We start from the raw sequence: 26,343 nt of genomic DNA, 5'->3' as shown, positions 1-26,343 counted from the left end.
AAATGTAAATATATATAAATGCCATATTTGGTAATTTATGGTATAATGTGTTTGTATTATATTGTGTTGTAAATATGGAAGTGGTAGGAAAAATATGCGAAAGAAAAAAAAGAAAATAAAGATAAAGAGTGTTTTAGCTTCTATTCTTGCATTAGCTTTTCTATTTTTTTTCCAAGTAGATGTTAATGATAAAAATGTTAATCAAGCTAAAGAATTATTTCAAACTGTAAAAAGTATATTTTGTAGTATTACTATTGATACCAATTATGAGGTTGGTGTTGTTAGTAGAGTTGTAGATGGAGATACAGTTGTTATTACACTTAATGGAAAAGAAGAAAAAGTTAGATTCATAGGGGTTAATACACCTGAATCAGTAGGACGTTATGCTAAAAAACCTCAGCCTTATGGAAAAGAAGCAAGTAATTATACTAAAAAACATCTAGATGGAAAAACAGTATATCTTGAAAAAGATGTTAGCGATACAGATAAATATGGTAGGTTATTACGTTACATATGGCTCGAAGAGCCTGATAAATCAAAGTTAGAAGAAAAAATGTATAATGCCATTCTTTTAAAAGAAGGATATGCAAGTGTTATGACTTATCCACCAGATGTCAAGTATTCTAAGATATTTGTTGAAATTGAAAAAAATGCTAGAGATAATAATATAGGATTATGGAAGAACAAAAAGTGAACCAGCTAATTATAGCTGGTTTTATTTAATAAAGTTTTTATATATGCACAGCAATAATGATGTTGTTAAATGTTTATATAATATACTGCAAAACAAATTATTAATTATAAAGTATATTTTTGCAACTATTGTTGCAAGTATTTGCGCTTGTATATTTATTATAATAGTTTTATTATTATTATATAAAAATTGTTGAAAATAACAGGAGCGTGATTGGTAGATAATGGATTAAAATTCAAAGGACGGTGATAATAAGTGAGAGACTTACGTGAAATAAAATATTTTTTACTAGATATGGATGGTACTTTCTATTTAGGCGATGAACTTATTGATGGTTCCATGGATTTTTTGGATATTCTTAAAATGCAGGACAAAGATTTTCTATTCTTGACTAATAATTCTTCAAAGAATAGAATGGCTTATGTAGAAAAATTGAAGAGATTAGGCTGTGAGTTGGAACCAGATAAAGTATTTACTTCTGGAGAAGCAACAACAATATATCTGAAAAACATGAAGCCAAAAGCGAAGATATTGTTATTAGGAACGCCTTTGTTAGAAGAAGAATTCATTGATGCAGGTTTTGAACTTGTGAAAGGGAGAGGCGAATCTCCAGATTATGTTGTGTTAGGGTTCGATACTACCATTACATATGAGAAATTATGGATAGCGTGTGATTATATAAGAGAAGGAATACCTTATATCGCTACTCACCCAGATTATAATTGTCCGCTTGAAGGTGGAAAGTTTATGCCTGATGCAGGTGCAATGATAGATTTTATTGCAGCTTCAACAGGTAGAAGACCTCATGTAATCGGAAAACCCAATGCTGATATCATTAATGTGATCTGTGATAAATATGGTTACAATAAAGAAGATATTGCTATGGTAGGTGATAGATTATATACTGATATCAAAACTGGGATAAATGCTGATATAGCTACAGTCGTTGTTCTATCTGGGGAAACAAGCAGAATCCAATATGAAGAATCAGATATAGATGCTGATTTTGTTTATCCATCTTTAAAAGAATTAGGAGAAGATTTGAAAAGACTAAAATGATAAAAGAAAAGCCAGCTGTTATGCTGGCTATAATTTTGTAACCATAACATAGTTATACATCAATATGAAATGACAAACACTTCCGCCTAGTACAAATAGGTGAAACAGTTCATGAAAACCAAATTTCTTAGAATTAAAATTAGGCCATTTCAATCCATATATGATACCACCAATAGTATATATTATTCCTCCTACAATTAGCCACATGAATCCATTTGCAGGTAAGTTTTCTTTTATTTGTCCCATTGCTAGAACTGCTGACCAACCCATAATTATATATATGGCTGCTGAAAACCAACTAGGTGCGTTTATCCAGAATATCTTCAACAGAACGCCTGCTACTGCGGTACACCAGACTATGGTAAGTAGTGTATATCCGAAGCCATCTCTAAGAGGTACTAGACATATTGGAGTATAAGTTCCAGCGATCAATACAAAAATCATCATATGATCTATTCTTCTTAGAATAACGCTTAATGATTTGGGTTTTTCAATGATATGATAAACAGTACTTGCTGTATACAATAACACGAGGCTAACACCGAACAATGAAAAAGATAGAGTATGCCATATTGTTGCCACGTTCAATGATTTCCATATTAAAAATATAACTCCTATTAATGAGACTACTGCTCCAATGAAATGTGTTAATGCACTTATTGGGTCTTTTACTTTAAATTTCATAAAATCTTCCTTTCCGATAATATATATATTTTGATTACAATATTTCTAGTAAGATTGATAGTAAATATTATGTAAATTGCATGTAATGAGCATGTGATGTATAGTGGTTAAATTAAACTTAACATGTAGTATTAATAACTACATAAAATGATATAAGTATAATACCACATGTTTCTATTCAATTCAATACTCTTTTTATAATTATTAGATAAATTTTTCATAGATATATGTTAATATCATTAGCCTATACAGAAAATAAATATAATTGTCAAACGATAACATATTATCGGGTATATTATAAATATTACCAATATTACAAGTCTTTATTAGAAATCAAAAAATATAAGGAGATATTGACAAGTATTTTAAAAATATAGTATTATTTTAATATATAAATAAATAAGTTTGGAGAATATATATTATGGATAATAATCAATTGATTGAAAATTATGTTGATTCTATTGTGTATGAACTGGATATTAAGAATAGAAAAGAAATTAAAGAAGAACTTGAAAGTGTCATATTACATATATTGACTGTTGAATGTGGTAGTGAAACTCCACAAAAAGAAGATGTGCTAAGAGTATTGAAAAGATTGGGAAATACCAATTTCAATAGCAAAAGACATTTTATAAGCGGAATATATTATCATAAATATAAGATAACCGTTAGAACATTAGTATTCATTACATGCGTCATAATAACACTTATTAATCTAACGGATTATTTAATAAATCATATAGATTCATATGAATTCATTAGTAATATATTTGTATATAATGTTATTGGTATTTCAATAGTTTTTACAGGTATAACAATTTTTTACTGTTTACTGGAAAGATATAGAATGAATTTTGAAAAAGAAATATTTTATAGTACTTGTAGTGATAAAACTGAATTGATAAAAGACAAAGATAGAATCCAAATTTATGAACCCATCTTGGATATTATAATATCATTATTGTTTACTGTAATTTTTACTGGTAAATTTTCATTTGTTGAGAAAATGTTTAGAAATACTGGGGTTTATTACATGATAGATTTCAAGGAATTGAATAAGCTATGGTATTTAATTGTGAGCGTTGGGATTTTAGGAATAGTAATAGCAATTGTTAAAATCATTGATGGTAGATATACCAAAAGAGTAATGGTAGTATCTATAGCAATAAACTTATTGATGATTATGGTCACCATTATAATTTGTAATGAAAATACGGTATTATCCAAATTTAATCTTGTGAGATTGATAATTATTACAGTAATTGTAGGCGATACTGTAATTACTATGAAAAAGGGTCTGAAAGAAAAAGATGCTATCAGTAATAATCACATATCTCAATAATCTCAACGGGATAATTTTTTTCAACAAAATCAACTATATTGTTGAAAATATGTTCATTCTTATTGCTGTTATTGCTGACTATTGAAAGACCAAGAATAGCTTTATTCAATACATCATGTTCTTTTACTTCAGCAATACTTACGTTGAATTTATTGTGGGTTTTATGAATTATACTTTTTATGATACTTCTTTTATCTTTCAGTGAATAAGAATCAAACAATAATAGAGTTATGATTGCGCTTTTTACATTCATTAATATCACCTGTAGTTATTTTTTGTATTGGTTATATTGCATATTTTTAATTAGTATTTGAGATTATTTGACCATTATGAATGACGTAGCTTAGGTTGGTTAATATATCAATATTTTCTAAGGGATTTTCTTTGCAAATTATTAAATCAGCTATTTTACCTTCCGCTATTGAACCTAATCTATCATCAACATCACATGATTTTGCGGCATTGATTGTAGCAGACCTAATAATATCAATATTTGATATACCGGCTTCTTTGTATGTAGTTACTTCTGTTATAGGAAATTCATCATCAAATTTAATATCAAATCCATCATAATCTGTACCAAATACGACAGTTCCTCCAGCATTATAGAATCTTTTAAGATTGTCTATAGCTATATCATAATAATCAAGACTATATTTATTACTGACACCTTTCCATAGTTCCATAGTTGGTATCCAAGTAACTCCTTTATCAATAAGTGCTTTTATATCTTCGTCATTTACATTCCCAATAATCATATGAGCTATTTCATCCACATTTCCATCGAGTACTAGAGGTATGTTGTAGGAATTAGTTACATGGGCAGTTACTTTTAAGTTGTTGTCATGAGCTGTCTTTGTTATTGCTTTAATTTCATCCAATTCTAACATATTGTATGTCTTCCGATTAATAGAGTCTTCTATACTTATTTTGATGACATCAACGCCCAATGGTATGTGGTGTTCAACAGCTTCGATTGCCTCATTAACAGACTCAATGAAATAGCGACCATATCCATTTGGTTTTGTTATTATTGGAGTGGAAGTGAAAAGTGTACAATTAGCATTGTCATTATTCAATTCTGATTTCATCTTTGTTAGAGTTCCATTATCAAAATCATTCATAGTTCTAACAGCTGTGACACCGTTTTTTGCCCATTTTTGTAATTGCACATAATCATCTGTACTAGATAAATGAACATGAGCATTTATAAAACCGGGCAAGATATATTGGTGATTGATGTCTAAGGTTTCATTGAAGGTATATTTTTTATTATTATTGAATACAATGTCAATAATGTTATGATTGTTAACCACAATAGTACCATTTTTTTTAATGGTACCGCTTTCTACATCCACAATAGAGCAATTAGTAATTCCTAAGTCAACAGATTTATCTTTGCTTTTTGTACAACTAACCAGTAGAAGTAATAAAAATATAATGAATAATAAAATCTTTTTCATTCGATTGCCTCCCTATATAATTTTTTGAAATTATTATGGCTTTTGAATCATCGCGAGTAGGTCAATAGGTTGATTTAGAAGTGTTCTTCTTTGCATAAACTTATAATATCATATAAATAATATATTAGCTATTGATAATTAGATTTATCTATTGACAAACTGATAATAATAGATATAATATAGTATAACTTAATACCCGAAAGACATAGAAAAGAAGAGTAGATAATGGATTATTTTACAGAGACCCCGTTAGCTGAGAAAGGGATTTATGAATTTATCGAACATGATCTTGGAGTTGCGCACCGATACATTAGTTTAGGCTGCGACGGGATTGCCCGTTATAGTGATAGAGTATAACTTAGGTCATTTCCTAGGCGTACTTGATGAGTTCTGTATTGTGAGATACAGATGAACTGGGGTGGTACCACGAAGATGCATTTTAGCACTCGTCCTCGGAAATATAGATTTCCGGGAGGTGAGTGCTTTATTATTTCTGTATATTATTAGACCGATTATCGGTAATTACGATTAGAGAAAATTTTAATAGAAAGAGGTAATAGAATGAATGTATTAATTAGTGGTGCATGGGTTTATGCAAATGGTTCTTTACACATTGGTCATATAGCATCTCTTATATCAGGAGATGTCATTGCAAGATATTATAGACAAAAAGGTGATAATGTTTGTTATGTTTCTGGTAGCGATTGCTACGGAACACCTATATCCATAAAAGCTAAGAAAGAAAAGAGAGCTCCATTAGAAATAGCCGAGTACTATCATAATGAATTCGTGAAATGCTTTAATGAACTAGGATTTACTTATGATTACTATGGTAAGACGACAAGTGATGAACATAAAGAATTTGTTCTAGATTTTCATAAGAGATTATATGAAAGTGATAGTGTTATTGAAAAGAAAATAGATCAAGCATATTGTAACAGATGTAAAGAATTCTTGCCTGATAGATTCGTTGAAGGCATATGTCCCGAATGTGGTGAAGTTGCAAGAGGAGATCAGTGTGATTCTTGTGGGAGAGTCTTAGAACCTGAAAATCTGGTAAATGGTACATGTGCAATATGTGGAGAAAAAATAAGTTACAAAAAATCTGAACATCTATATCTAAAACTGTCTGATTATGAAGTGAGATTAAAAAATCTAGTTGACGAATCTAAGTATTGGAGGAAGAACGCAGTTGACTTCACCAACAGATATATTAATGAAGGTCTTAGAGACAGAGCCTTAACACGTGATATTGATTGGGGGATTGACGTTCCTAAAGAAGGTTATGCCGATAAGAAAATATATATATGGGCTGAAAATGTTCTGGGTTATTTATCTTCTTGTAAAGCTGTAACGGATGATAAAGCTTTTGAGGAATATTGGAAAAACTCAGATGCGATTCATTATTATGTTCATGGAAAAGATAATATTCCATTTCATACAATAATACTACCGTCATTGTTGCTAGCCAATGAAGAAAATTATCATCTGCCTGATAGAATCATTTCCAGCGAATATTTGACACTGGAGCATAAGAAAATATCAACTAGTAGAAATTATGCAGTTTGGATTAAAGACCTTATTGATAATTATGATCCTGATACCATAAGATATTTTCTTATTGCAAACGGTCCAGAAAAAAGAGATACGGATTTTTCTTTTAGAGAACTTATCAATCGTCATAACAAAGAGTTATTAGGCACATATGGTAATTTAATCAATCGTACATTTGTGTTTGTTGATAAATACTATGATAGGAAAGTTCCTTGTGGCAATCTTGATAATGATATAGAAAAAAATTTAGATCAACTCTTTGTATCAGTAGGAGAAAAAATTGAATCAGGAAACCTAAAAGCTGGTTTAGAAGAAATATTTGATTTTCTTAGAAGGGCTAATAAATATTTTGATACTAAGAAACCATGGGAAACTAGAATAACTAATAGGAGTGATTGTGACGATACAATTTATAATTGTATACAGATCATAGCTAATGTATCTGTATTGCTTAAGCCTTATATTCCATTTTCATCGGAAAAAGTAATTAAGTGGCTAGGAATATCTGACAAGTGGGAAATAGAATGGATTAAGAGTGGAAAGATTATTGAAAATATATATAGATTATTTGAAAGAATAGATAAAAAAGTAATTGATGAAGAACTTCAGAAATTGAATATAAACTGAGTAATTAATAAATAGAATAATTGCAGTAAAGGAGCTATCGTAAATATTGATAGCTCCCTTTTATTACTTGAGTTTCTTTGTTTTACTATTATAATAAAATTATGAATTATAGATTTGTATAATATTTTATAGATATATTTAATTATTAATCGTTAAAAATAATGTATTATCTTTGTATAATATCTTAAGGAGGAAAATTATGAAGAAAATATTAGTATGTTTATTGACTGTGGTACTATCAATAAGTTTATTAGGTGGTTGTAGCAAAAAAACAAAAACAACAGGGGATACTAAGGTTGTACCGGACAAAGAATATGTAGAGAATAATGATGAAAAAAAGAAAGAAGAAAAAGTGACAATCAAATGGTTACATCATTGGGGAGAAGAAGGGGTAAGACAATGGTTGCAAGAATTAGAGACATCTTATGAAAAGACACATCCAAATGTTGATATAGAAATTACTGCGGCAGGTGGAGATAACTATTATACATTATTAAAAACTAAGATCGCTAGTGATGATGCTCCAGATATTTATGATGTGGATTTAATTGCTGATCAAGAATTTATTGATAATAATTACTTAACTGACCTGACGGATGCACCATTCATACCTAATATACAAAAAAGTGTTATAGATAGTGTACAAAAGTTAGGTAATGGAAAAGTATTGGCTATACCACTAGATGTATGGGGAGCTGTAGTTACTTATAACAAAGATGTATTTGAAAAAGCAGGAATCACTAAAGCACCAGCTACCAATAAAGAATTCAATGACGCACTTGAGAAATTAAAGAATATAGGAGTTGACCCAATTGGAGCATCATACCAAGATAGATGGACACTTGATTGGGAATTACAGAATGATTATGTTGTAAGCATTTTAGGCAATTATGATGAGGAATGGATTAAAAAAGTTCAAAGTAGAGAGTTGAAGTTTCAAGATGACAAAAATGGCTTTAGAGAGGTTTTAGAAAGATTGAAACAAAGATATCAATATGTTAATCGTGATCCTTTTGGAACTGATTGGAATACAGTACAAGATAAACTAGCGACAGGTGAAATTGGTATGCTTATTAATGGAACATGGACAGTTGGTGGTGTGCAAGCCAAGAATCCAGATGTGAATTTAGGAGTAATGGCATTACCTGTTTTCAATGAACCAAATGCGAACAAAGTTGTTTTGGGTGTCAAAGGTGGTCTAGCAGTACATAATGGCTCTAAGAACAAAGAAGTAGTATATGATTTCTTTAACCATATATTCTCCAAATCCATGGCTAAAATATATCAAGACAAAAAAGTTGCTTTATCAACAGTGGAAGGAGTCGAATTAGATTCTGATTCATGTTTTAATTCACTAGTTGAATATCAGAATAATGACCAAGTAGTCGATATGTCTTATCTATTATCATCATTCCAAGATGAATTTGGAAATGCATTTATAGATCAAATCTCTTTATACTTGTTAGAAAATATGACTGAAGATGCATGTATTGAAGCTCTTGATAAAGAATTTGATAAAATAGCAGAAAGACAATAATGTCTAGTACCCCTTGGCAATAGCTGAGGGGTTGAATTCATAATGGAGGTAAATGTATGAATAGAAGAAAGAATATAAAAAGATCATTATTGAAATTTGGTTTTCTGGTTCCGGCAATCTTTTTCTTTGGCGTTTCAATGTTAATCCCTTTTCTACTTGGAATACAGGTATCATTTACTAGCTGGGATGGAATTAGTCAAAAAATGAATTACATAGGTTTGCAGAACTATAGTAACATATTTAGCAATTCTGATATATTGCAACCTATTAGAAATACAACATATTTTGCTATTCTTATAACTGTTTTCAATAATGCCTTTGCACTTGGATTAGCCTTAATCTTAAATAAGAAATTCGCAGGAAATTCAAAATTTAGACTTATATACTTCATACCAACATGTTTAAGTACAGTTCTTGCGTGTTTTGTTTGGAAATTCCTATATAGAGAAGTGTTTTTTCAATTATTCGGTATTAATAGTTTAATTGGTAGCATGAAAACAGTAATTCCTGGATTGGTTATTATTTCATTATGGAATGGGGTAGCAATCAATATGCTCATTTATTTATCTGCACTTATTAATGTACCAAAAAATCTATATGATGCTGCAAAAGTTGATGGAGCAAATGTTTTCCAGAGATTCAAAAATGTTACGGTACCATTGATTGGTCCAGCTTTTACCACATGTGTTACATTGTCATTGACATATGGACTTAGAGAATTTTCGGTACCTATGATAGCAACTGGAGGAGGACCTGCTAGATCATCAGAAACAATAGCGATGTATATTTATAAACATTTGTTTGAATATAGCAAGGCAGGTTATGGTCAGGCGATATCTATTGTATTTATGGTTTTCTTACTTATTATCGGTAAAACAGTTTCAACCATATTTAGAAAGAGGGAGGTAGAGATGTAATGAGAAGTGAAAGAATAAGCAGGATTATTGTTTTCATAATAGCTGCATTGATAGCGGTATTATTTTTGTTCCCATTTTATATATGTATTGTAACTGCATTTAAAACCCCTATGGAAACAGCACAAGGAGTATTAGCATTACCATCAAAACTTCATTGGGAGAACTTTAGTAAAGCTCTTGAGATAACTAATTTCAGTAGATCATTTTTAAATAGTTTGATAACTACAACAACATCAGTTGTTTTTATTGTTATTTGTAGCTCTATGTGTGGTTATATCATTGCTAGGAATCTTAAAAAATTTAGATATAGATTATGTGAAACAATACTTCTTGGTGCAATGATGGTACCATTTCAAGTTATAATGATACCAGTATATAAAATGTTGAAGTTGTCAAATATGATGAATACATTACCTGGACTAATAATACTTTTAGTGGGTACCAGTATTCCATATTCTACTTTTCTCTACATAGGTTTTGTTAAATTAGTTCCTAGAGAATTGGAAGAAGCTGCGACTATTGATGGAAGTGGAATATATCGAACTTATTGGAATATAGTATTTCCCTTACTTAAACCTATTACTGCGACAGTAGCCACTCTTCATGTCATGTGGATGTGGAATGAATTCAATATTTCTCTTATAGTGCTTCAAAAAGAACATGTTAAGACTATACCTATACAACAATTCTATTTCTTCGGGGAATATACTACTGACCTAAATTTAGCATTTGCATCAGCTTGTATTGCTATAATTCCTATACTTATATTTTTTATTATAGCACAGAAATTCTTGATTAACGGTTTGATGAGTGGAGCTGTTAAAGGCTAAAATATTAAGAGTTATTGAATATTACATTTGAACAAGATATAATATGGTTAGACTATTTTGCAAAAAATGGAGAATAAAGATGAAAAATAGAATAAAGTATTTTTTTTTAAGCCTAAAAATAAAAAAGAAATTTATGCTGGGCATGTTAATCATAATTCTAATTTTATCATCATGTATAGGAAAACTGACTTTTAATATATCTAAAGAATTGATTAAAAAAAACACTATAGAGTTAACTTCCGAGTTATTGAATCAATATGCCGAAAACATATACAATAAAACCGAAGCTTTAAGAAAAACTGCATATCAAGCTAGCCGTGAATTCGTAAAGAATAATTCATTAGATAATAATATGCATATAAGTGATATAGAAGTTGTGATCAATAGAGGGCTTAACGATATGGTTAGTCAATATAGGTCATCTTCCAGTGATTCCATTGAAGCTGTATGTGTTACAGGCAATGATGGCTATTTTTATTGGGGACATAAGGATAATATTAATAACTATTATATAGATGATGATTATATTAGAAAGATTATTATGCGCCATAGTAACGAAGAGGAAAATTCTTTTTGGAGTCCAACAGAAAATAATGAAACGATTTTATTTGTATCCAAGATGGTTTCGCCAGAATCACTCATAACACATGGTTATATCATATTATTTATTGATAAAGACTATTTTTTAACATTGGATAATGAAACTTCTAGCATAAGTAATGACCAAATTGCTATTGTTAAAGAAAACAGTGAAGTATTGATTAAGGATGATATACTTGGAAAAGAAGAAATCTTACAGAATATCAATTCAATGCCGGAAAAAATTTTTTCAATAGTAGATAATGATGTTAAGTACTCAGCAGTCAGCACTAAAATTAAAAATAAGGATTGGAAAATAATATCAATTATCTCTGAGAAAAAGCTATTAAGTAATATTAATCATCTAAAAACAATAATTACTTTGGTTTGTATTATCATTTCAATGGTAGCTTTAATAATTGCATATATTATTGCTGGAGGAGTAACCAAAAATATAAGGCTCTTAGAGAAAAACATGAAAAAGGTAGAAGATGGTAATTTTAATGTTAGAGTTAAACCAACTACATATGATGAAGTAGGTTTACTTTCACTAAGATTCAATTATATGATGAAAAAAATCAATGAGCTTATAGATACAGTTTATGTTGAAAGGATTAGAAAACAGGAAGCTGAATTTGAAGTATTAAAAGCTCAGATTAATCCTCATTTTCTATACAATACCTTAGGGAGTGTAAAATGGTTATCAAGAATGCAAGGTCAGAAAAAAATAGAAGATATGGTAGATTCGCTTATCTATATATTAAGAACTTCTGTTAAAGGTGATAAATATATAACTGTCGATGAAGAATTATTGTATATCAATAAATATATCTATCTACAGAAAATCCGTTTTGAAGATAGATTCCAGATGATCTATAATATTGCTGAAAACATTAGAAACTGTTATATATTACAGTTCATTCTGCAACCTATAGTAGAAAATTCTATTTATCATGGGCTAGAAATATCAAAAGGTGATGGTATCATAACTATAAATGGTTATAACAAAGATAAAACAATTGTTCTGGAAGTTGTTGATAATGGAGTAGGTATGACTGAAGAACAGTCAAAAAAAATCATTGCTGATGAAGATACCAAATATTCTGGATTAAATAGTATAGGAATAGCTAATGTGGATAAAAGAATCAAAATGTATTTTGGCAATACATATGGTATTACAATAAAGAGTGAGTTAGGTAAAGGAACGATAGTATCAATTATGTTACCATATATTGAAAATAGATGTGATCTAGATGATTAGTTGTGGGGGACTATTATGTTAAAGGTTATGATTGTTGAAGATGATGTAATGTATCGCTATGCATTAAAAACAGTTATTAATTGGGAACAATACGGATTTATCATTAGGGATGAAGCTATTAATGGTAAAGATGCCATTAATAAGTTGCATGTCAATATACCAGATGTACTTATAACGGATATAAGTATGCCCGAACTTAATGGTATTTCTCTAATAAAATATGTTAAAGAGAATTATCCGGATATCAAAATACTTGTTTTGAGTTCATATGACGATTATAAGTTCGTCAGAGATGCATTGTTGCTTGGAGCTATGGACTATATACTGAAATATGATCTTGAAAAGGAGAAATTAGTTGATTTACTTGATAAGATAAAAGACGAAATCGAAAAAGATAGGTACAACAAGATTCTGTTGAAAGAAAATAAAATAATGAACGATATCATATCAGGTAATGAAATAAAAGATATAAAAAAAGAATTACAAGGAATCAGTAAAGAATTTCACCCTGGAGTCATGTTGTGTGTTAAAATTAAGGAGTTAGAAGCTAAGGAGTATGATAATAATTCATTATTCCACAACATCATAGATGAAAAAAATTCAAAGTATATTCTGGGAATCAATAAAAACCTATGCTGTATTTTATTGGATATAAGTGATATGAAAAGCGAGTTCAAGATCCATAATTATTTACAAGATTTGAGCAGATATATTATAGAAAAATCATATGAATATGGTATACGAAATTGTCAAATAGGTATTAGCGATATTTTCAATGATATTAACAGATATGAGTACTATTTCAAACAAGCAGCAATATCTTTGGAGTATAGTTTTTACGATAAGAATAAGAAAATTTTCTTTTATTCCAATGACCTTATTGCCAATAAAAATCAGAAATTAGATGACTTATTGAATCATTTAAGAGAAAGCACTATAAGTGGGGATGTTGATAAGGTTAAAAAAGACATAACCAATATATTTGGTTTCATATGCAAATACAAGTTGTCAAAAAGAGAATTGAAAAAAGTATTATTGGATTTGTATATCATGTATAATAATATATCCAGAGAATTACAGCAGGATATTAATGATAAGTTGGGAGTAATAGAATTATTGGTTAATGACCAAATCAATGATGTTACAATGCTGGAAGAGGAATATTTACATAGTTATAGTGAGTTATGTAAAACAGTAGGAAATAAGCAATATAGTATGGGAATACAAAGAATTGTTGGTTATATAGAGAAGAATTATAGATCATCAAATCTTACTGTGGATAAAATAGCTCATATACATGATATAACACCTAATTACCTTTCATTAATCTTCAAAAAAGAAACAGGTATAAAGATTACTGATTATATCAATGCTCTTAAAATCAAAGAGGCTAAGAGATTATTGAGAAGCAGTAATAAAAAAGTGTATGAGATAGCATATGATGTAGGATTCAACAATGTAACTTATTTTTGTACTATATTCAAAAGGAAATGTGGTCTAACTGTAAAAGAATATATGAATAATGGTAGAAAATCGACGGGTAATTGTCTTAAGGAGGTATGATTCACTTGAAAATACGTAAAAAAATAAACCTGAATTGTGGATGGAAATTCTATAGAGGAGATGAATCAAAGGCATCATATAGAGGTTTTGATGATAGTAGTTGGAGAAATGTTACTGTTCCCCATGATTGGTCCGTTGAATATGATTTCGATAAATCATACGCAAGTTCAACAGGTTATCTATGTGGTGGTATTGGTTGGTATCGTAAGGTATTTGACATTCCCTTTGATATGACTAATAAAAAAGTGTATATCACATTTGAAGGGATATATAATAATTCAAGGATATGGTGCAATTCCAATCATCTAGGTAACCGTCCTAATGGATACACTACTTTTACTATTGATATAACAGATTTCGTTGAGAATAAGAATAATGTTATTTCAGTAAAGGTTGACCATTCTCACTTAGCGGATTCAAGATGGTTTACGGGTTCAGGAATCTATAGAGATGTTTATTTGACTATAACCGATAATGTACATTTTGATATAGATGGTCTGTCTGTTACAACTCCTCATATTAAAAATAATGAGGCAATCATAAAAACGGATATGACAATAATAAACGATAATATTACAGATGAACAAATTACCATAAAGGCAGATGTCATTGGTCAAGATAGCAGGACATCCGATAAATTGGAATTTACTATTAAGGGTGAAGAAAAAAGCATCAATACTTTTAATATCAAAATAGATAATCCTATATTATGGTCTGTGGACCAACCGTTCTTATACGAAATGCATATAGAATTGATTAAAGATGGAACGGTTATTGATGATTTGGATGTTGATTTTGGTATAAGGGATTTTCGATTTAATAGCAGTAAAGGATTCTACCTTAATGATAAGAACATGAAACTAAAAGGAGTTTGTTTACATCATGATGCAGGTTGTCTAGGAGCAGCTACAACAGAAGATATATGGAAAAGAAGACTTAAGAAATTAAAAGATATGGGTTGTAATGCTATAAGGACAAGTCATAATCCAGTAGCTCCTTTTTTCTTGGATTTATGTGATAGAATGGGATTTCTAGTGATAGAAGAAGCTTTTGATGAGTGGGAAGGTATCAAAAATAAATGGTGGCAAGGACATAATGTATATCCACCAAAACATTTTGGGTATGGTAAAGATTTTCCAGTATGGTGTGAGAAGGATATAAAATCTATGGTACTTAGAGATAAGAATCATCCTTGTATAATCATGTGGAGTATAGGCAATGAAATAGATTATCCCAATGACCCATATTGCCATCCATATTTCAAGGTCATGGAAGGTAATAATGATTCCAATAAACCTAAAGAAGAAATGAAATATGATCCTAATAAACCAAAAGCAAATAGACTCAAGTCTATAGCAAAAAAACTAAATACGTATGTAAAAGAGTGTGATGACACACGCCCTGTAACAGCTGCACTTGCTTTCCCAGAACTCTCCAATCTAGTTGGTTATTCAGAGGAGATAGATATAATCGGTTACAACTATAAAGAGAATCTCTATGATGAACATCATAGAGAATATCCCGATAGAGTTCTGTATGGAAGCGAGAATAGTAGAATGACCAAACAATGGATGGTTGTCGAAAATAATGATTTCATATGTGGCCAATTCTTATGGACGGGAATAGATTATCTAGGTGAAGCCCTAGGTTGGCCTATTAGAGTGTCACCTACAGGTTTCCTTGACACTGCTGGGTTTGAAAAGAGTAATTATTATCAAAGAAAGAGCTTATGGAGTGATGAACCAGTTTTACATATAACAACTATAAAATCAACAGACTTTCAACAAGAACAACTTGATGATTTATCTGGTGACAGTGAACATTGGAATTGGAGTCTTGATGAAAGGATACAAGTATTATGTACTACTAATTGTAAGACAGTAGAACTTTTTCTTGATGATGTTTCATTAGGAGCAAAAAGTTTAGAAGAGCATCCTAATCATTGCATGGATTGGGAAGTTGAATATAAGCCAGGTATATTAAAAGCTGTGGGTGAAACCTTTGATGGAAAGCAATTCATCACAGAACTGAAAACAGTATCAGTACCTGCGAAAATTAAAATGAATCCACTAGAAACTATACTGGAAGCTGATGGACAAGATATATCTCAGATAGAGATTTACATTCAAGACAAAGACAATAATGTAGTAAAATATGCAGATAATGAAATAACCTTGGATATTGAAGGCGAATGTGAATTCCTTGGTATGGAAAATGGTTATTGCGATGATTTGACTCCTTATAGAAGTAGAACAAGAAAAGCCAATAATGGACGATTGATAGCTTATATTAGAGCAAGCAAAATACCTAGTAGAATAACTGTTACTGCGTCAGGAAAAAATCTCGAATCAGACGAAATAGTAATACAAGTAAAGTAATCATAGAATAATTAAGTAAATAGTAGAATTGTTGAATTAATACCTTCTTCTCTCACGTTATAATTAGTATGTAATATACAATTCAACTAGCTGTTAAAGGGTATTTCCATGAGATGGCCAATAATATAGTTGAAAATAGTTATAAAGGAGAAGAGGGATGTTTTTATTTAACAGGAAAAACAAGATGTTTTTTGGAACTGTGTTGATTGCTTTTCTATTATTTGCAAATGTCAGCGAAATAACTTATGCAAAGGAAGATAATATTATTGTAATCGATCCTTTTGGCGAAAGACAGACTTTTGAAGGCTGGGGTACTTCATTGTGCTGGTGGGCTAATGTAATTGGGGGGTGGTCAGAAGAAAATATTGATAAAGTTATGGATTTGCTATATTCACCAACCAAGGGGTTGGGCTTTACTGTAGCAAGGTACAATATCGGAGGTGGTGACAATCCTAGTCACTCTCATATGAGGATTGGAGGAGATGTGCCTGGGTATTTACCAATAGAAGGTGGTAATTATGATTGGACTAGAGATGCAAATCAACGTAAAATTCTAGATGAAGCAATTATAAGAGGTGCTGATACATTAGAAGCTTTCTCTAATAGTCCTCCTTATTGGATGACTTATAGTGGTTGTTCAGCAGGAAATACTTTCCCTTGGGATGATAACTTGAAAGAAGAATATTTTGATGAATTCGCTGATTATTTAACAGAAGTAGTTAAACATTTTAGAGATGAATGGGGGATTACATTCAGAACCTTATCACCAATAAATGAGCCATCAACAGGTTTGGGATGGAAAGCTGGTAATAATCAGGAAGGATGTGACTGGTCCAAGGAAAGTCAAGAAAAAATCTATAGAGAATTGTATGATAGTCTAGTAGAAAAAGATCTTATAGGACAAATTAGGATATCAGGTAATGAAGAGACTAATCTTGATTGGACTTTTAACATAGAAGATTATTCCCAAGATGTTATAGATGATATATGGCAGATCAATACTCATTCTTATCATGGTACCAAAAGACCAGAAGTGAAAAGTCTAGCGAGATTCATGGATAAAAGAATATGGATGTCTGAAACAGACAGTTCACCTACATTACCTCTAAGTGGTGGAGCTCACGATCACTATGGTGAACATGCTATGGAAGAAGCCATGTGGTTAGCTGAAAAAATATATTATGATGTTTATGATATAGGAGCAGAATCTTGGGTATTTTGGCAAGCTGTTGAAGATGAAACAGGAGCTGTAGAAGGTGACCATAGTTTTGGATTGATTCATACTCCATTTAATCAAGATAATGATAACTTTATTTTAACAAAAAAATATTATACAATGGCTCAATATAGTAAATTTATTTGTCCTGGTTATAAAATAATATATAATGGTATCTCGAAAACTTTAGCGGCTTATGGTGAAGATGATGGTAAATTGGTTCTTGTAGCTTATAATGATACAGATGATAATAAAACAATAAGTTATGATTTATCAAGGTTTGATACTCTTGGAAATATTGAAGTTTACAGAACAAGCATTAATGAAAATCTCCAAAAACTACAAAATATTTTCATAAATGATGACATATTGGAAATATCATTACCATCAAAATCAGTTACCACTATAATCATTGATGCTGATTATAGCAATTCTGATGATATAATGTACTATGTTGATTGCGGTAATGTAGAATGTAGCAACTCTTATACTGATATTGATTCTAATAATAATCTAAGGAATAGTGTACCTGACCAAGCTTATGGAGAAGATTCTATCAGTAATTATTCTTGGGGTTATGAAACAGATGGAGAAACAACAGCTGTAGCCCATAGGGATGACATGTTCTTTAGCCTTAGAACTGATGAAAGCTTATTGGGTGGTAGAGGAATCACATATAGTTTTGAGGTACCCAATGGTCATTATAATATTGATCTGGGATTTCGGGATCCTTGGTCTCACGCTTATCGTCAATTGGATATAACTATTGAGGGTAATCTAGAGACATGGAGGTATGTACCACCTCGATGGGAAGAGATCAAAAGCTATAAGGCCGTTCAAGTTAATGATGGAATGTTAACCATAGAGGTAGATAGATGTAAACATATCATTGATAATAATGCAGATGCTATGATTAGTTTCATTAGAATAGATAAATGCTCAGACTAATAATCTATCCACTAATAATCAATATTTTTAAAACTATGTTAAAGAATGAGTTTTAATACAAAATAATATAGGTATGTATACATATAATGATATGATATATATTGACATAATTTGCCTGAGAGAGTATATTGAAGCTATCATGATTTAATAACTAATATTATTACATGGAGGTAAAAATATATGAAAGTAAAATTTTTAGGAACAGCAGCTGCTGAAGGCATACCTGCATTATTTTGTAATTGTCCCATATGCATGGAATCCAAAAGACTCGGGGGAAAAAATATCAGAAAACGTTCAAGTATCATTATTGATGATAAAATAGTCATTGATTTCACTAATGATGCAATGCATTGTGCTCATACATATGGAATAGATTATTCAAGATTGGAATATTTGTTGATTACACATTCCCATAGTGACCATTTCAATTATTATGATCTGGAATTCAAATTACCTGGTTACAGGAATGAAGGTAATCCAAAACTGAATATCTATGCTAACCAATCTTGTTTAGACATATTAGATCAGTTTGAGGATTTTTCAGGGAATATTGATGAACATTTTACATTAAATAGGGCTGAACCTTTCAAAACATTTTCTATAGAAGATTATAGAATCACACCATTACCTGCTAAACATAGAACTATGTATGAAGATGAAGAGTGCCTGATATATATAATAGAACATGATGGTAAAAGAATGTTATATGGACTAGATTCAGGTTATTATTTTGATGAGGTTATTGACCATATAACAAAACTCTATTTCGATTTGGTTATTCTTGATTGTACATGTGGTTTTGGTGAAACCAACGAAAATTCAACTCATATGTGTTTGAAAGATAATGAACAGATTGTACATATTCTAAGAGAAAACAAAGCGATAGATGATAAAACCATAGTAATTTCTCAACATTTTTCACATAACGGTCTTGTTGTTTATGATAGGGACAAAGACATATTCAAGAAAAAAGGATTAATAATGGCTTATGATGGAATGGAAGTAGAAGCTTAATATCAATTTATAGATAAGGTGCTATGTTATTATAATATAGCGCTTTATTTTTTTGCATAATAAATTTGATAAATGACATAATCTAAAAGTATATAGAAACGATTCAACATGTTATGTAAAAAATAAAAATTTTATTTCTATGTTCGATTGTTTGATTCTTCAATAAAATAAATAGGGTAAAAAAAGCAAATAAAAACTAATTTATATAAATTTACTATTGCCTATTTGAATAATTATTATATGTTGCTACATAATGTAAAAAAACAAAGTTAAATTGAGTTTTAAATATACAATATTAATATGTAATAAGTGGGTTTTAAGATAAAGTATATATTTTAGAACTAGTATCTATAGATTAATTATAGTAATTTTACTTTTTTATAATGTTGACAATTAATAACATAAGTGATAATATGGTTTATAGAAACGTTTCTATAATATTTGTTTTTGCTAATTATAAAATTAAACATAATTACTAAATTTTAAATAATAGGAGGAATTATGCAATGAGAATACTTTTTCTTGATTTGGACACATTGCGTCCGGATCATTTAGGTTGTTATGGATATGAACGAAATACTTCTCCAAATATTGATGAAATTTGCAATAAGGGAATTAGATTTGATAATTATTATTGCTCTGATGCTCCTTGTTTGCCTTCAAGGGCAGCGTTGATGTCAGGAAGATATGGTATACATACTGGAGTGGTTGGACATGGTGGAACTGCTGCAGATATGAGATTACAAGGATATAAACGTAGGTTTAGAGATTTGATGGGATTTGAAAGTTTGCCATCATTCATAAAACAGCAGGGATTAAGAACAGTATCGATTAGTCCATTTGCAGAAAGGCATTCTGCATGGTGGTTCTATTCAGGATTTAATGAAATGTACAATACTGGAAAACGTGGGGATGAAATAGCTAGTGATATAACTCCTACAGCATTAAAATGGATAAAAGATAATGCCAAAAATGACAACTGGTATTTACATCTTAATTATTGGGATGCTCATACTCCATATAGAGTTCCTGATGAATATGGTAATCCATTTGAGCAAGAACCAATTCCTAGCTGGATTAATGAGGAAGTATTTGCAAAACATTTAAAGAAGATAGGACCTCATTCAGTTCATGAAATAAATATGTATAATAATAAAACAAATCCTGAGTTCCCTCGCCAACCTGGTGAGTTGTTAGATATTAATGATGTAAAGAAAATGATGGATGGCTATGATTGTGGAATAAGTTACATGGATAAAAATATTGGATATGTTTTCAATGCATTGGAAGAAGAAGGCGTGCTGGAAGATACCATGATAATAATAAGTGCGGATCATGGTGAAAATATGGGCGAACTTGGAATTTATGGAGAACATGGAACAGCAGATTATGCTACTTGTAGGATACCTATGATTATAAGTGGACCTAATTTCAAAAAGGGAATGGTGGACAAAGGACTACACTATAACTTAGATTTTGCTCCTACTGTAGCAGATCTATTTAATAAAGAACCTGCTCCAAGCTGGGATGGACAAAGCTATGCACCTACTCTAATGGATGGTAAAGATTGTGGTCGAGATTTTCTTGTATTGAGTCAATGTGCACATGTATGCCAGAGGAGTTTAAGATTTAAGAACTGGCTATATATGAGAACTTATCACGATGGATACCATATGTTTGAAAATGAAATGCTCTTTAATCTAGATAAAGATACTCATGAACAGTACAATATTGCTACAGAAAATAAAGATATTTGTATGGAAGCAGTATATCATATGAATAACTGGCATGATGATATGATGAACTCTATGGATTGTGAAATTGATCCTTTATGGACAGTCATGAAAGAAGGTGGACCATTCCATGCTAGAGGTGCTCTTAAAAATTATTGTCCACATCTAGAAAAAACAGGACGTAGTTATGCTATTAATTTATTAAAAGAAAGACACCCTGAAGAATTCAAATAGCATAGATTTTTATCCGATAATCGGCACAGGAGGATAGATAATATGAAATTGGCTCTAGGAAAGCAATTTCCAATAAAACATAAGAAGAAAAAAAAGAATACTAAGTATTTATTTAAAAATTACGATTTGTATTTATTAATGGTTCTTCCCTTACTATATTTTGTTATATTTCATTATTTACCTATGTATGGGGTGCAACTAGCTTTTAAGGATTTTATACCAACCAAAGGAATATGGGGCAGTCCATGGGTAGGAATCAAACATTTTCAGAAATTCTTTGGTAGCTATTATTTTTGGAGATTAATTCGCAATACACTCGGTATTAGTATTTATCACTTACTTATATGTTTCCCGTTTCCGATTATACTTGCTTTGATGCTTAATGAAGTAAATAATAAATATTTTAAAAAGACGGTACAAACTATTACTTATGCGCCACATTTTTTGTCCACTGTAGTTTTGGTAGGGATAGTTGTTAATTTTGCCTCTCCTCAGAATGGTATCATAAATGAAATAATAAAGTTCTTTGGAGGAGAACCTATATTTTTTATGGCTGAACCGAAATGGTTTAAGACAACATATGTTTTTTCGGATTTATGGAAACAAATGGGATGGAGTTCAATCATCTATATAGCAGCTTTATCTGGAATTAATTATGAATTACATGAAGCTGCAATGGTTGATGGTGCCTCTCGATTTCAGAGAATATTACATATTAATATTCCTGGGATTATGCCTACAGTAGTTATTTTACTCATTTTAGCAGTAGGTAGAATTATGGGAGTAGGATTTGAAAAAATATTTTTGATGCAGAATGATTTAAATATGGAAGCATCAGATGTAATATCAACATATGTTTATAGAGCAGGAATATTAGATGGACAATACAGTTTTTCGGCAGCAGTTGGACTTTTTAATTCTATCATTAATTTTATATTGTTGATTTCAGTTAATAAAATATCAAGACGTGTAAGTGAAACTAGCTTGTGGTAATGGGGGAACGTATATGAATGCAAGAAAATCTAAAGGCGATATTATCTTTGATACAATTAACGTGGTTATACTTACAATAATTCTAATTATTGTAGCATATCCGCTTATATACGTTGTAAGTGCTTCAATTAGTGACCCTACAGCTATACTTAATGGTCAATTAAGATTATTACCAAAGGGATTTACGCTTGAGGCATATAAGCGGGTATTACAGAACAAAGATATTTTAATGGGATATAAAAATACTATTATATACACAGTTATTGGTACGCTAGTAAATATTATTTTAACTATAATGATTGCATATCCACTATCTAGAAAAGATATGAGAGGAAGGAATTTCATAATGGCTATATTGACATTTACTATGTTCTTTAGCGGTGGATTGATTCCAACTTATTTAATTATAAAAGACTTAGGTTTAATTAATAATTTCTGGGTTATGATTTTACCTAATGCAATATCTATGTATAATGTCATTATCGTTAGAACATTTTTTCAGAACAGCATACCGATGGAAATTCAAGAAGCAAGTATGATAGATGGTTGCTCCAATATAAAAATTCTAATGAAAATAATCTTACCATTATCTAAACCAATTATGGCTGTTATGGTGTTATATTATGGAATTGCTCATTGGAATGCATTTTTTAATGCTTTAATATATTTATCTGATAAAGAAAAGCATCCGCTTCAATTAATTTTAAGAGACATACTTATTCAAAATGAGATGAATGATATGATGAATATGACTAGTGAATCAGTAGCTCAACAGCAATTATTTTCAGAGAGCCTAAAATATGCTGTCATTGTATTTGCAAGCTTACCTGTATTAATTATTTATCCAATTTTACAAAGGCATTTTGTAAAAGGTGTGATGGTAGGAGCATTAAAAGGATAAGTACGCCATGTTTATAAAATTATAGATTATAATGAAATTTACAAAGGAGAGAGTATTTCATGATACCTAATTGGAAAATTTTAAGAAATAGTATTTCTTTAGTATTAATAATCGTCATGTGTACAGTTTCATTGACTGCTTGTGGCAAAAAAGCAACAGAAGCTGCAAAAAAAGATGTTGGGAATAATCAAAAGGAAAGTAAATTGATAAATGAGTCAGGGATGCCCATAGTAAACGAACCAATTACTCTAAAAGTTATGGCTAGTCAATCACCTACGCAACCACCATTCAATGAGACTATGGTTATGCAGGAATATGAAAAAATGACTAATATGAGAGTTGAATGGAACATGGTTCCTTGGGCTTCAATTAAAGAAAAGAAAAATATAACATTAGCAAGTGGAGAATACCCTGATGTATTTTTTCGTATGAAAGTAACACTTTCTGATATTGTAACTTATGGTGCTGAGCAAGGGGTATTCCTTAAACTGAATGATTTAATTGACCAGTATGCTCCGAATATTAAACAGATGTTTGAAGAATATCCTGAAATTAGAAAAGGTTTGACAGCACCTGATGGAGGAATATATTGTTTGCCTAGGGTAATTGATGCTGATTTTGCTTCAATGCGAACTGGTGTAAGATTTTGGATAAGAGAAGATTGGTTGAAAAAATTAGGGCTAAAAGAACCAACAACAACTGAAGAACTTTATGATGTTTTGAAAGCTTTTAAAGATAAAGATCCTAATGGAAATGATGAAGCAGATGAAATACCACTTACAGGGTTGAATATAGGTGGGTTAATTATCGATTTATCAGGAGCATATGGATTGAACAATAGAGGTAAAGGGCAATTATTTATAGATCAGAATGATAATGGTGAACTTAGATTCATACCTGCAGATGAGCAATATAGGGATATGATATTATATCTTAATAAACTTTATACGGAAGGTCTGTTAGATCAAGAAATATTTACTAAGAAATGGAAAACAGTAGTTGCGCATGCTTCAAATGATATTTTTGGATGTTATGCAGGATTTAGTCCGGTATTACTTAATCAAGAAGGATATATAGGACTTGGAGTGATTGAAGGACCAAAGGGAGATAAATTGTTTAGTGGTGTTATGCCAATACTTGAAACACCTGGTATGGCTGTTATTACTAGTAGCAATAAATATCCTGAAGCAACAATGAGATGGTTAGATTATATGTATAGCGAAGAAGGAGCAAGACTTTTCAATATGGGTATTGAAGGTGAAACATATAATGTTACATCAGATGGAAAATATGAGTTTACTGATATAATAACTAATAATCCAGATGGATTGAGTCTTGACCAAGCTAGAAATCTTTATATGCCATCTGTTTCTGGCTGGGCAGGTATTACAATGGAAAAATATTTTAGAGGTTCTGAAGCTTCAATACCAGCTCTAGAAGCAGCTAAAAAAACAAAACCTTATCATGTAAAAGAAGTGTGGCCGAATTTAACATATACAACAGAGGAAAATTCTAAATTAAGTGGATTATCAGCAGATATTCTAAATTATGTAAAAGAAATAAGAGCCAAAGTTATTATTGGACAATATAAATTTGATGATAGAGGCTGGAATAAGTATATAGAAACACTTAATAAAATGGGATTGAAAGAATATATGGAAATAAATACACAAGCATATGAACGATATGCAAATAGTAAATAAAAAGGTGTTTTTCTAATTTATATATACATTCTTCCTACATAATATTACATAGTGTTGCTTATTTTGTTGGAAGAATGTAAGATATAAGTAAATTAGAATTAGAAGGGTGATAACTATATGGCAACAATTAAAGATGTAGCGAAACTCGCAGGAGTTTCCATATCTACTGTATCTTATGCACTAAATAATACTGGGTATGTGAGTACGGAAAAAAAAGAAAAAGTTTTAAAAGCAGCGATGAAATTAAATTATAGACCTGATAGTAATGCTAAGAATTTGAAATCAAAAAAGAAAAATCTCATAGGGCTAATATTGTCTGAACTTCATGGCCCTTTTTATTCAGAATTCATAAAAGGAGTACAAGAAGAAGTTTTATCATATGAATATGATTTAGTTAGTATCAGTTCTTCAGGAGGTCTAAAAAGTACAGCAGTTAGATTTCTAAAAGAAAATAGAACTGATGGAATGATAGTATTTGATCATCATATGTATGAAGACCTGATTAAAAATGCAGCAGATGCAAATATGCCAATAGTATTAATAAATCAACATATAAAACATAAATATGTGATGAGTGTAATGGTAGATAATATTGCCGCATCATATGATGCTGTAGAATATATCATTTCTCAAGGATACAAAAAAATAGGTTACTTAGGAGGTTTTCCACTGAGTTATGCAGATAAAAAGAGATTTAAAGGTTATTGTGATGCATTAAATGATCACAAAATAGAGTATATACCACAATTTTATTATCAAGGAAACTTTACAAAAGAAGGTGGTTATAAAGCTGCAAAACTTATGATTCTACAAAATAAAATTCCAGATGCTTTATTTTCTGCTAATGATGAAATGGCAATTGGTGCTATGCAAGCTTTTCATGAGTCAAAAATTATAGTAGGAAAAGATATAGGAATAGTTGGATTTGATGATATAGAATTAGCACAATATGTTAATCCATCTTTAACTACAGTAAGGCAATCTATGTATGAAATGGGAATTTTAGCTACTAAATCAATTTTTAATGCGATGAATGGGCAATTCCAGGAAGAACCGATAATGATGAAAACAGAATTAATTATTAGGGAATCATGTAAAAAACAGATTGAATAG

At 30.4% G+C, this 26,343-nt stretch carries 20 protein-coding genes; 17 read left to right on the top strand and 3 right to left on the bottom strand.

Annotated elements, in window-relative coordinates:
- Positions 1–94 precede the first annotated feature (94 nt).
- Both QMG30_RS07120 and QMG30_RS07115 read left to right on the top strand, forming a co-directional pair.
- The gene (locus QMG30_RS07120) at positions 95–694 is read left to right on the top strand and encodes a thermonuclease family protein (protein WP_281813890.1); all 600 of its coding nucleotides are present in this window, start codon (positions 95–97) and stop codon (positions 692–694) included.
- A 255-nt stretch (positions 695–949) separates the two neighbouring features.
- Positions 950–1,753 (top strand): HAD-IIA family hydrolase, encoded by an 804-nt coding sequence (locus tag QMG30_RS07115; protein WP_281813888.1) that lies wholly within the window; start codon positions 950–952, stop codon positions 1,751–1,753.
- 27 nt (positions 1,754–1,780) lie between these two features.
- On the opposite strand, the gene trhA is transcribed toward QMG30_RS07115, so the two are convergent.
- Positions 1,781–2,437, bottom strand: coding sequence for a PAQR family membrane homeostasis protein TrhA (gene trhA / locus QMG30_RS07110; RefSeq protein WP_281813885.1), 657 nt, complete (start codon positions 2,435–2,437; stop codon positions 1,781–1,783).
- Positions 2,438–2,858: 421 nt separating this feature from the next.
- Here trhA and QMG30_RS07105 point away from each other — a divergent pair, with 421 nt between their 5' ends.
- Positions 2,859–3,779, top strand: coding sequence for a hypothetical protein (locus QMG30_RS07105; RefSeq protein WP_281813883.1), 921 nt, complete (start codon positions 2,859–2,861; stop codon positions 3,777–3,779).
- Here QMG30_RS07105 and QMG30_RS07100 read toward each other — a convergent pair.
- Positions 3,754–4,032, bottom strand: a complete 279-nt coding sequence (locus tag QMG30_RS07100) for a DUF503 domain-containing protein (RefSeq protein ID WP_281813881.1) — start codon at positions 4,030–4,032, stop codon at positions 3,754–3,756. The genes QMG30_RS07105 and QMG30_RS07100 overlap by 26 nt on opposite strands.
- Before the next feature lie 46 nt (positions 4,033–4,078).
- The gene (locus tag QMG30_RS07095; RefSeq protein ID WP_281813879.1) at positions 4,079–5,242 is read right to left on the bottom strand and encodes an amidohydrolase family protein; all 1,164 of its coding nucleotides are present in this window, start codon (positions 5,240–5,242) and stop codon (positions 4,079–4,081) included.
- Positions 5,243–5,803: 561 nt separating this feature from the next.
- Between QMG30_RS07095 and metG the strand changes: the two genes are divergently transcribed.
- The 14 genes from metG (at position 5,804) to QMG30_RS07025 (ending at position 26,343) form a co-directional block, all read left to right on the top strand.
- Entirely contained in the window at positions 5,804–7,423 is a 1,620-nt protein-coding gene (gene metG / locus QMG30_RS07090) for a methionine--tRNA ligase (RefSeq protein ID WP_281813877.1), read from the top strand.
- 199 nt (positions 7,424–7,622) lie between these two features.
- On the top strand, positions 7,623–8,960 hold the full coding sequence (locus tag QMG30_RS07085; protein ID WP_281813874.1) for an ABC transporter substrate-binding protein: 1,338 nt from the start codon (positions 7,623–7,625) through the stop codon (positions 8,958–8,960).
- Between the two features lie 56 nt (positions 8,961–9,016).
- Positions 9,017–9,877: a carbohydrate ABC transporter permease gene (locus QMG30_RS07080; RefSeq protein WP_281813872.1), complete on the top strand. Its 861-nt coding sequence runs from the start codon at positions 9,017–9,019 to the stop codon at positions 9,875–9,877.
- On the top strand, positions 9,877–10,707 hold the full coding sequence (locus tag QMG30_RS07075) for a carbohydrate ABC transporter permease (protein ID WP_281813869.1): 831 nt from the start codon (positions 9,877–9,879) through the stop codon (positions 10,705–10,707). Before QMG30_RS07080 ends, QMG30_RS07075 begins: the two co-directional genes overlap by 1 nt.
- 79 nt (positions 10,708–10,786) lie before the next feature.
- Complete coding sequence (locus QMG30_RS07070; RefSeq protein ID WP_281813867.1) at positions 10,787–12,547, top strand: sensor histidine kinase; 1,761 nt, start codon at positions 10,787–10,789, stop codon at positions 12,545–12,547.
- A gap of 15 nt (positions 12,548–12,562) precedes the next feature.
- Entirely contained in the window at positions 12,563–14,110 is a 1,548-nt protein-coding gene (locus QMG30_RS07065) for a response regulator transcription factor (RefSeq protein ID WP_281813864.1), read from the top strand.
- A gap of 5 nt (positions 14,111–14,115) precedes the next feature.
- Positions 14,116–16,488, top strand: a complete 2,373-nt coding sequence (locus QMG30_RS07060) for a glycoside hydrolase family 2 TIM barrel-domain containing protein (protein ID WP_281813861.1) — start codon at positions 14,116–14,118, stop codon at positions 16,486–16,488.
- A 157-nt stretch (positions 16,489–16,645) separates the two neighbouring features.
- Positions 16,646–18,652, top strand: a complete 2,007-nt coding sequence (locus QMG30_RS07055) for a glycoside hydrolase family 30 protein (RefSeq protein ID WP_281813859.1) — start codon at positions 16,646–16,648, stop codon at positions 18,650–18,652.
- Positions 18,653–18,832: 180 nt separating this feature from the next.
- A complete protein-coding gene (locus QMG30_RS07050) occupies positions 18,833–19,666 on the top strand; it encodes an MBL fold metallo-hydrolase (protein ID WP_281813857.1) in 834 nt (277 codons plus the stop codon).
- A 506-nt stretch (positions 19,667–20,172) separates the two neighbouring features.
- On the top strand, positions 20,173–21,633 hold the full coding sequence (locus QMG30_RS07045) for a sulfatase family protein (RefSeq protein ID WP_281813854.1): 1,461 nt from the start codon (positions 20,173–20,175) through the stop codon (positions 21,631–21,633).
- A gap of 42 nt (positions 21,634–21,675) precedes the next feature.
- The gene (locus tag QMG30_RS07040; RefSeq protein WP_281813852.1) at positions 21,676–22,626 is read left to right on the top strand and encodes an ABC transporter permease; all 951 of its coding nucleotides are present in this window, start codon (positions 21,676–21,678) and stop codon (positions 22,624–22,626) included.
- A 13-nt stretch (positions 22,627–22,639) separates the two neighbouring features.
- Positions 22,640–23,527: a carbohydrate ABC transporter permease gene (locus QMG30_RS07035; protein ID WP_281813850.1), complete on the top strand. Its 888-nt coding sequence runs from the start codon at positions 22,640–22,642 to the stop codon at positions 23,525–23,527.
- Positions 23,528–23,586: 59 nt separating this feature from the next.
- Positions 23,587–25,230, top strand: coding sequence for an extracellular solute-binding protein (locus QMG30_RS07030; protein ID WP_281813848.1), 1,644 nt, complete (start codon positions 23,587–23,589; stop codon positions 25,228–25,230).
- A 117-nt stretch (positions 25,231–25,347) separates the two neighbouring features.
- The gene (locus tag QMG30_RS07025) at positions 25,348–26,343 is read left to right on the top strand and encodes a LacI family DNA-binding transcriptional regulator (protein WP_281813846.1); all 996 of its coding nucleotides are present in this window, start codon (positions 25,348–25,350) and stop codon (positions 26,341–26,343) included.

This window comes from Vallitalea longa, assembly GCF_027923465.1.
Lineage (GTDB): Bacteria > Bacillota > Clostridia > Lachnospirales > Vallitaleaceae > Vallitalea > Vallitalea longa.
Note: the sequence above shows the minus strand (reverse complement) of the source record. Positions and strands in the feature narration are given on the sequence as shown.

Coding starts and splice junctions, on each gene's coding strand:
- QMG30_RS07120 (WP_281813890.1), top strand. CDS start 95: ATGCGAAAGAAAAAAAAGAAAATAAAGATAAAGAGTGTTTTAGCTTCT.
- trhA (WP_281813885.1), bottom strand. CDS start 2,437: ATGAAATTTAAAGTAAAAGACCCAATAAGTGCATTAACACATTTCATT.
- QMG30_RS07105 (WP_281813883.1), top strand. CDS start 2,859: ATGGATAATAATCAATTGATTGAAAATTATGTTGATTCTATTGTGTAT.
- QMG30_RS07100 (WP_281813881.1), bottom strand. CDS start 4,032: ATGAATGTAAAAAGCGCAATCATAACTCTATTATTGTTTGATTCTTAT.
- QMG30_RS07095 (WP_281813879.1), bottom strand. CDS start 5,242: ATGAAAAAGATTTTATTATTCATTATATTTTTATTACTTCTACTGGTT.
- metG (WP_281813877.1), top strand. CDS start 5,804: ATGAATGTATTAATTAGTGGTGCATGGGTTTATGCAAATGGTTCTTTA.
- QMG30_RS07085 (WP_281813874.1), top strand. CDS start 7,623: ATGAAGAAAATATTAGTATGTTTATTGACTGTGGTACTATCAATAAGT.
- QMG30_RS07080 (WP_281813872.1), top strand. CDS start 9,017: ATGAATAGAAGAAAGAATATAAAAAGATCATTATTGAAATTTGGTTTT.
- QMG30_RS07075 (WP_281813869.1), top strand. CDS start 9,877: ATGAGAAGTGAAAGAATAAGCAGGATTATTGTTTTCATAATAGCTGCA.
- QMG30_RS07070 (WP_281813867.1), top strand. CDS start 10,787: ATGAAAAATAGAATAAAGTATTTTTTTTTAAGCCTAAAAATAAAAAAG.
- QMG30_RS07065 (WP_281813864.1), top strand. CDS start 12,563: ATGTTAAAGGTTATGATTGTTGAAGATGATGTAATGTATCGCTATGCA.
- QMG30_RS07055 (WP_281813859.1), top strand. CDS start 16,646: ATGTTTTTATTTAACAGGAAAAACAAGATGTTTTTTGGAACTGTGTTG.
- QMG30_RS07050 (WP_281813857.1), top strand. CDS start 18,833: ATGAAAGTAAAATTTTTAGGAACAGCAGCTGCTGAAGGCATACCTGCA.
- QMG30_RS07045 (WP_281813854.1), top strand. CDS start 20,173: ATGAGAATACTTTTTCTTGATTTGGACACATTGCGTCCGGATCATTTA.
- QMG30_RS07040 (WP_281813852.1), top strand. CDS start 21,676: ATGAAATTGGCTCTAGGAAAGCAATTTCCAATAAAACATAAGAAGAAA.
- QMG30_RS07035 (WP_281813850.1), top strand. CDS start 22,640: ATGAATGCAAGAAAATCTAAAGGCGATATTATCTTTGATACAATTAAC.
- QMG30_RS07030 (WP_281813848.1), top strand. CDS start 23,587: ATGATACCTAATTGGAAAATTTTAAGAAATAGTATTTCTTTAGTATTA.
- QMG30_RS07025 (WP_281813846.1), top strand. CDS start 25,348: ATGGCAACAATTAAAGATGTAGCGAAACTCGCAGGAGTTTCCATATCT.